This window comes from Psychrobacter sp. AOP31-B2-9 (assembly GCF_052378005.1).
Lineage (GTDB): Bacteria > Pseudomonadota > Gammaproteobacteria > Pseudomonadales > Moraxellaceae > Psychrobacter.
This window is the reverse complement of the sequence record NZ_JBQSXG010000343.1, coordinates 1-456: the sequence shown is the minus strand read 5'-3', so window position 1 is coordinate 456 and position 456 is coordinate 1. Positions and strand designations below refer to the sequence as shown.

1 protein-coding gene is annotated in these 456 nt (G+C 47.4%); it reads right to left on the bottom strand.

What is annotated here, in order from left to right; genetic code table 11:
* Nucleotides 1-456, bottom strand: a 456-nt coding sequence (locus ACT3SX_RS15550) for an IS3 family transposase (protein WP_444761875.1), incomplete at both ends; no start/stop codon positions are given.

Here is a 456-nt window from a genome sequence, read left to right as displayed (position 1 = left end):
CCCTCATTCGTCCAGATATAGGTGATGTCGCTGACCCACGACTCGTTAGGGCGCTTAGCATCAAACTTCTGATCCAGTACGTTTGGATAGACCAGCTTGTTGTGATTGGAGTCGGTGGTGACTTTAAAGCGCTTATGACGACGACATTTAATGCCGTGTTGCTCTTTGATGCTTCTTACCATATACAGGCTAATGTTATGGCCTTGCTCGCTTAGATGAGCATGCAGTCGATCTGCGCCATAACGTTCTTTCGTTTCATTGTGAGCCGCTTTAACCAGTAATTCAGACTGGTTGCGATGTATCTGTTGGTCGCTGAGATCACGACTTAGCCAGTCGTAATAGCTTGATGGCTTAACCCTTAACACACGGCACATAGTGGTGATGCGAAAGAGGAACTGGTTGTCTTTGATAAAGGCGTACCTGACTAACTGTTTCTCGCGAAGTACGCCGTCGCCT